The sequence below is a fragment of the Embleya scabrispora DSM 41855 genome, from assembly GCF_000372745.1.
Taxonomy (GTDB): domain Bacteria; phylum Actinomycetota; class Actinomycetes; order Streptomycetales; family Streptomycetaceae; genus Embleya; species Embleya scabrispora.
Window position 1 is genome coordinate 77,866 of sequence record NZ_KB889691.1, and the last position, 6,281, is coordinate 84,146.

General features: G+C 73.0%; 6 protein-coding genes and 1 pseudogene. 6 read left to right on the plus strand and 1 reads right to left on the minus strand.

Annotated features, from left to right (window positions below; genetic code table 11):
* The first annotated feature begins 28 nt into the window (after window positions 1-28).
* The 4 genes from A3IC_RS0135590 to A3IC_RS0135610 all read left to right on the plus strand — a co-directional run bounded on the left by A3IC_RS0135590 (window position 29) and on the right by A3IC_RS0135610 (window position 2,904).
* Entirely contained in the window at window positions 29-631 is a 603-nt protein-coding gene (locus tag A3IC_RS0135590; protein ID WP_020554859.1) for a TetR/AcrR family transcriptional regulator, read from the plus strand.
* Between the two features lie 30 nt (window positions 632-661).
* Entirely contained in the window at window positions 662-1,372 is a 711-nt protein-coding gene (locus tag A3IC_RS0135595) for a class I SAM-dependent methyltransferase (protein ID WP_020554860.1), read from the plus strand.
* Between the two features lie 4 nt (window positions 1,373-1,376).
* The gene (locus A3IC_RS70305; RefSeq protein ID WP_211232327.1) at window positions 1,377-2,366 is read left to right on the plus strand and encodes a hypothetical protein; all 990 of its coding nucleotides are present in this window, start codon (window positions 1,377-1,379) and stop codon (window positions 2,364-2,366) included.
* 304 nt (window positions 2,367-2,670) lie between these two features.
* Window positions 2,671-2,904, plus strand: coding sequence for a DUF2795 domain-containing protein (locus A3IC_RS0135610; protein WP_026219119.1), 234 nt, complete (start codon window positions 2,671-2,673; stop codon window positions 2,902-2,904).
* 180 nt (window positions 2,905-3,084) lie between these two features.
* Here A3IC_RS0135610 and A3IC_RS0135620 read toward each other — a convergent pair whose 3' ends face one another.
* A complete protein-coding gene (locus A3IC_RS0135620; protein WP_020554865.1) occupies window positions 3,085-3,585 on the minus strand; it encodes a hypothetical protein in 501 nt (166 codons plus the stop codon).
* A gap of 566 nt (window positions 3,586-4,151) precedes the next feature.
* Between A3IC_RS0135620 and A3IC_RS0135625 the strand changes: the two genes are divergently transcribed.
* Both A3IC_RS0135625 and A3IC_RS0135630 read left to right on the plus strand, forming a co-directional pair.
* Window positions 4,152-5,705, plus strand: a complete 1,554-nt coding sequence (locus A3IC_RS0135625) for a M4 family metallopeptidase (RefSeq protein WP_020554866.1) — start codon at window positions 4,152-4,154, stop codon at window positions 5,703-5,705.
* 246 nt (window positions 5,706-5,951) lie between these two features.
* A pseudogene (locus tag A3IC_RS0135630) lies at window positions 5,952-6,281 on the plus strand (peptidase M28); the annotation flags it as partial.

Genomic DNA, 6,281 nt, shown 5'->3' on the forward strand with positions numbered 1-6,281 from the left:
CCATCCGCTTGGCCGATAGCGTCGCCGCATGGACGACACGGCCGCACCCCATAGACCCACGCTGCGCAAGGATGCCGCGCGCAATCGGCGCCGGATCATCGACGCCGCGCGTGACCTGGCGCGCAGGGGCAGGCCACCACAGTTGAACGCGGTCGCATTGGCCGCCGACGTCGGCGTCGGCACCGTCTACCGGCACTTCCCCACCCCCGAGGCGCTGCTCGAAGCACTCGCCGCCGACCGGTTCGCGGAGCTGATCCAACACGCCCATCGAGCCGCCGAGCTGCCGGACGCGCGGCAGGCCCTGCGCGGCTTCCTGGCGGCGGCGCTGATCGCCTACGCCCAGGACCAGGCGTTCACCGCGGCGGCCTTCGGTCCCGGGGCGGCCACCGCCGAAACCCTGGATCTGCGCGACCGCCTGCTGCGCGTGACCGGCGACCTGCTGGCTCGTACGGCCGGCGCCGAGGCCCTGCGCCCGCCCCTGGGTCCCACCGACCTCCAGCTCATGCTCTGCGGGCTGGGCTTCGCCGTACGTCACTCCCCCGACCGGAACGATCCCGAGTTGGCCGAGCGCTACCTCGACGCGCTGCTGGACGGCGCCCTCGTGGCGGCCACGGGAGGTACGGCCGGCTGACGCCCGGATGCGCTGTGGCAGGGTCGGGGCATGCCCTTCGATCACAACGATCACTACCATCCGCTGCTGCTGCGCCAGGTGCCGAGGCGCTGCCGGACGGCGCTGGATGTGGGCTGCGGCACCGGGCGGTTCGCACATCGGCTCGCCGCTTCGAAGATCGCGGTCGATGCGATCGATCCGGCCGAGGAGGTGGTCGCCGAGGCCCGTCGCCGGTCCCCGATCACCGCGGGCGCGCCGAACCCACGCTTCACCTGCGCGGACGTCACCGAGATCGAACTGCCTGACGGGCACTACGACTTCGTCTCCTGCCTGGCGAGTATCCACCACGTCCCATTCGATACCGTCGCCACGTTGCGCGACGCCCTCGCGCCCGGCGGGGTCCTGGTGATCCTGGGTTGCCACCCGGAGCGGACCCCGCTCGACTGGGCGTACAGCCTCCTCGCCGTCCCGATCAACGCCGGCGCCCGGCTCGCCGTGGCCGCCCAGGAACGACTCGGCGGCCGCGCCGGCGCGGCCGAGCGGGGTACGACCGCGCCGGTGTGTGCGCCCACGATGCCGCTGCCACTGATCCGGCGGGAGGCCGCCGCGCTGCTGCCCGGATGCACTGTGCGCCGGTTGCTCTTCTGGCGCTATCTCCTCGTCTATCGCGCCCCGGGCCGATCCGGTGTCGAGGCGGCGCCGCGACACCCGTGCGGTCGACCACGATCTGCCGGAGTCGGGTGGGGGCGCGGCTTACCGTGACGAGGTGGACGATCGGTATGCGATGAGTCGGCGTGCGGTGCTGCTGGGCGTCACCGGGGTGGCGACGGGTTGCTCGTCGTCCGGCGGGCGGGCCGCGACGCCGACGCCCACGAGCGGCACACCGACGGCGGCACCGACCGGCGGCACACCCGCGCCGAGTTCCGCACCCACTCTGCCAACGGTCACCACCTGGGCGCCCGATCCCGGCGACGTGCAGCCGCAGGTCAAGCAGCGCGCGGTCACCCTGGTGTCAGCTCTCGGCGCGTGGCCACCCGGCGGGCAGGGGCCCGCGGCGGCTCGGGCGCGGCTCGCCGCCCTGGGCTTCGCCCCGGAGTTGGCCGACCGGGCCGGCCCGCTGTTGTCCCAGGCGCCGCAGGCCGTGCTCGAAGTGGTCGACGCGCAGTACGGCGGCATCCTGGACGACACCGCGAGCGTGCTCGTGGTCTGCCGTCGGTGGACGCGGGCCGAGGACGGAGCCGTGACGGCGGACGGGTCGACCGTGGACGTGCGGCTGAGCCGGGCCTCACCGGTCTGGACGGTCACCACGCTGTACCCCTCGGATCCCGGGCCGGCCGCCGCGTCGCTCTCCGCCCAGGCGACCCGGATCCTCGCCGATTCGCGCATCACCCTGCCGCCGGCCGCGACCGCCGACGTGCGGGCCGGCGCCGTGCACGCTTCGGTGTTGACCGCGTTGGAAACGCTCGCCGCCGAGCACACCATCGACGTCAGCGTCCTGCGCTCGGGCCACCCGATCAACGTCTTCGGCACCACCCGCCCCAGCGACCATCCACGGGGTCGGGCCGTCGACGTATGGCGCATCGACGGCCGATCCGTCGTGAACCCGGCCACGCCACGCGCCCTCGTCGAGGGCTTCATGCGGGCGGGCGCGGCGGCCGGCTCGTACAACGTGGGCGGCCCGTACCAACTCTCCGGCGCCGCGTTCTTCAGCGACCCGACCCACCGCGACCACGTCCACCTCGGGTTCGCCACGTGAGGTTGCCCCAGCCGAGACCGGCGGGCGTCGGGTCGAGAACGGGCCGCGCGGCACCGACGGGAGGACCGTACGGGCCGCGCGGCCCGGCATCGGGTTGACGCGGCGGCGTATCATAGCCCTGGAACGGAAAGCTGCCGGCGCCTCGGGAATCGCGAGCCCCGAATGACGTCTCGTGCTCGCGCGACAGGCGGCCCTGTGCCGAAGCGCGGCCTCGAGGGCGGCGCAAAGGCCGGTGCCCGGTGCGTTCGGCGAGACCGGCCCGTCGGATGGCGCACCCGGGGCCGGGTGGTGTTGTGGAGGAGCCATGCGTAGCAGTGGCGAATCGACGTTGATGGAGCCCGAGGCGCTGCAGTGCGCGCTGTTCGGCGTGCGATTTCCGGCCCGTCCGGAAGCCCTGAGCGCGGCGGCCATGAACAACGGGGCCGCAGGCTGGGTCACCCGGGCCTTGGCGGCGCTGCCGGAACGCCCGTACGAGGGGCCGAACCAGGTGTGCATGGCCCTGTGCGGGCGGCACGCCGGAATGGACCCCGGTCTGTGATCGCCCCCGCCGCTCGGTCCTCCCCACCACCCGCGACCACACCCGCACACCGCGACCGGCCGGATCGGCCGGCGCGGAAGCGGTCGTGCCCCGCGGTGTGCCGTCATCGCGCCGCCGCACCGCCGCTCGACGCCGCACCGCCGCTCGACGCCGCGCCGCCGCTCGACGCCGCACCCGCGCTCACCGCCGCACCGTAGAAGGAGCCTCGACCTCCAGATACCGCCGGCCGGCCTTGCCGCGGTACTCCAGCACCACCCAGCCGAGCCCGCCCAACACCCGCGCGCACTCGCGCAGCGCCGTCTCCGCCTCGTGCCGCGCGCCGCTTCCGCGCGGACCCGGCCACTCCACCCGCGCCACCGCGGGATGCTCGGTCGCGCTGACGCAGTACCCCGTCGCCGTACGCTCGCCCCGCTCGTCGACCGCCGACGGCGGCATTCCGGCCGCCTCCAAGGACAGGCTGATCGCCCGCACCATCCGGACCCGCTCCCATGCGGCGGGCACCGCACCCGGATCCACGGCCGCGGTGTTCACCACCGCGCGAATCCGCAGCAGCGCATCGAACGCCTCGCGAACCGCCGCCGCCCGCTGCCCCGTCCCCACACCCGAACCCGGCATCGGCCGCGCCTCGGCGCCGGTCGCCGGCTCGAAGCCCCCCGCCGTATCCGTCCCGCCCTCGGTCACGCTGCTCCTTCGTCCGCCGCGCCCACCACGGCCGCACCTCGTCCTCGGTGGTACATCGCCGGCGGACCCGGCGCCGTCGCGGGCAACGTGGGAGAGACCATGCCCCCAGCGTAGGCGCGCGGGGGCCGCTCCCCCGTTCGCCGGGTCACCACCGCTCCGCCCGGGTTCGGCCGGCTCGCTTCCCGACAGGGCCGACCCGGCCGCCGGAAGTCGGGCTTGCTCGCGTGTCGCCCTCGCCGGGGCGTAGACCCGGACGGCGCCGAAGAAGCCCTGACGCAGCCGGACTTCCTCCCATTCGAGTACCAACCGCCGGATGCCCAAGACTGGTTGCCGGTCCGGTCCGGGCGTGAGCATGGACACCTGGGTTCGATCACCCAGGAGGCCGGCGGGCACGTCGCCCCGTCATCGGCCCGCGCCGGACGCACCTAGCCAATATGTGCCGATGGATCGAGGTTCGTTGCCCGCGTGGCGGTCCCGGTGTGAGGGTTCCTTCGCTCGGGCGACGAACCCGGCGCGATGGCGGTCGGATTCGTGGTCGGGGCGTGCCTTCAACCCGAGGAGCCTCGATGCATCGTGGAACGCTGACGATCGGGTCGGTCCTGGCCCTGCTCGCCGGCCTGGTGATCGGCACGACCGCCCCATCGAACGCGGCACCACCACCAACCCCCTTCTCGGCCGCCGCTCGGACGGCGGCGATCGACGCGGCCGACCGGGCCGTGGGCAGCGGCCCGAACGCACTGCCCCGGGTGGCCGGCGAAACCTATCTGCGGAGCATGGTGACGCCGTGGGTGGACAACCTCTACTCGATCGCCTACACCCGCGCCTACCGCGGACTTCCCGTCGTCGGCGGCGACGCCGCCGTATTGGCCGACGGCACCGGCAAGGTCCGTGCCGTGGAGACGGGAAACGCGCTTCCCGCCGACATCCCGACCGAGCCGACCGTACGCGCCGAGGCGGCCGAGACCACCGCCCGGACCCGACTCGCCGTGGTCGACCGGGTCGACGCGCGTCGCCTGGTGTTACGCCTGGGCCCGGACACCACCCAACTGGCCTGGGAGACCGTGCTGATCGGCCGCACCGACTCCGCCCCCAGCCGCCTGCACGTGTTCGTCGACGCCCGCACCGGCGCGGTGCTGGAGACCTACGACGACGTGCACGCCGGCACCGGCCACAGCAAGTGGAACGGCCCCGACCCGATCACCATCACCACCGCCGGCTCCGGCGGCACCTATTTCATGCAGGACCTGACCCGCCCGGGCCTGAGTTGCTCGAAATACAACGCGGGCGTGCTCACCAAGTCCGTCGACGACTGGGGCACGGGCAATCCCACCGGCATCGAGACCGGCTGCGTCGACTCCATGTGGGCCGCGCAGAAGGAATGGGACATGCTCCGCAGTTGGCTCGGCCGCAACGGGCACAACGGCAACGGCGGCACCTGGCCGGTGTCCGTCGGTGTCAACGCCGTGAACGCCTGGTTCGACGACACACGGGTGTTCATCGGCCACGACGTCAAAGGCCAGTGGTTGGGCGCGATGGACATCGTGGGCCACGAGTACGGTCACGGCGTCGACTCGACCAGCCCCGGCTACCCGTTCGCGCAACCGGGCCTGAGCGAAGGCACCGGCGACATCTTCGGGGCGCTCACCGAGGCGTACGCCAACGAACCCCCGCCGTTCGACACCCCGGACTACACCGTCGGCGAGATGGTCGACGTGGGCGGCCACGCACCGATCCGCTACATGTACAACCCCTCGCTCGCCGGGGACCCCAATTGCTATTCGAGCACGCTGCCTCCGGACCATTATCGGGCCACGGGTCCGCTCAACCACTGGTTCTACCTGCTGGCCGAGGGCACCAACCCCGGCGGCGGCAAACCCAACAGCCCGACCTGCAACAACACCGCCCTCACCGGAGTCGGCGTGCAACTGGCCGGCAAGGTCTTCTACGGCGGCCTGCTGCTCAGGACGGGTGGCACGAACTACCCGAAGCTACGTGGGCACACCCTGCGGGCGGCCAAGGCACTCGACCCCACGTGCGCCCTGTACAGGAAGACCAGGGACGCCTGGAACGCGGTCGACGTGCCGGCGACCTACGATACCGGCTGCCCCGTGGCTCCTTGACGTCGTCCCCTCGCCCCGGCTCGGCGGCCGGGTGTGAGGCGCCCGGGATCGGCACGCCGGGGTCGCGCGATTTAGCCAGTATTTGCTGGCCTCGCCGGATCCCTTCGCTCGGGACACGTGGCCGTGTGAGTGTTTCGCTCGCTCGGGCACGAACCCCGGCGTGCACGGTCGGCCGCAACGCTCACAAGGCGCGCGGCACAAAGCCGGATTCGTGGTCGAGGTTTGCCTTCCACTCAAGGAGCCTCGATGAATCGCAGAACGACCACGGCCGGGACCGTCCTGGCCATGCTCGCCGGTTTGGCGATCGGCACGGTTGCTCAGCCGGCCTCCGCCGATCCGTCTCCCCCGCCCGGCTCGCAGTCGCTGGCGGTCTCCGCCGCCGACCGGGCCGCGGCCAGCGGTCTGGACACCCTCGCCAAGGGTCCCGACGAGCAGTACCAACGGCAGTCGGTGACCCCCTGGGTCAACGGCCTCTACTCGGTCGCCTACGAGCGCACCTACCGGGGCATCCCGGTGGTCGGCGGCGACGCCGTCGTGCTCGCCGACGGCCAGGGCCGGGTCCGGGCGACCCAGTCC

Bases quoted from the DNA above. Each gene is read 5' to 3' on its own strand.
- A3IC_RS0135590 (WP_020554859.1), top strand. From the start codon at position 29: ATGGACGACACGGCCGCACCCCATAGACCCACGCTGCGCAAGGATGCC.
- A3IC_RS0135595 (WP_020554860.1), top strand. From the start codon at position 662: ATGCCCTTCGATCACAACGATCACTACCATCCGCTGCTGCTGCGCCAG.
- A3IC_RS0135610 (WP_026219119.1), top strand. From the start codon at position 2,671: ATGCGTAGCAGTGGCGAATCGACGTTGATGGAGCCCGAGGCGCTGCAG.
- A3IC_RS0135625 (WP_020554866.1), top strand. From the start codon at position 4,152: ATGCATCGTGGAACGCTGACGATCGGGTCGGTCCTGGCCCTGCTCGCC.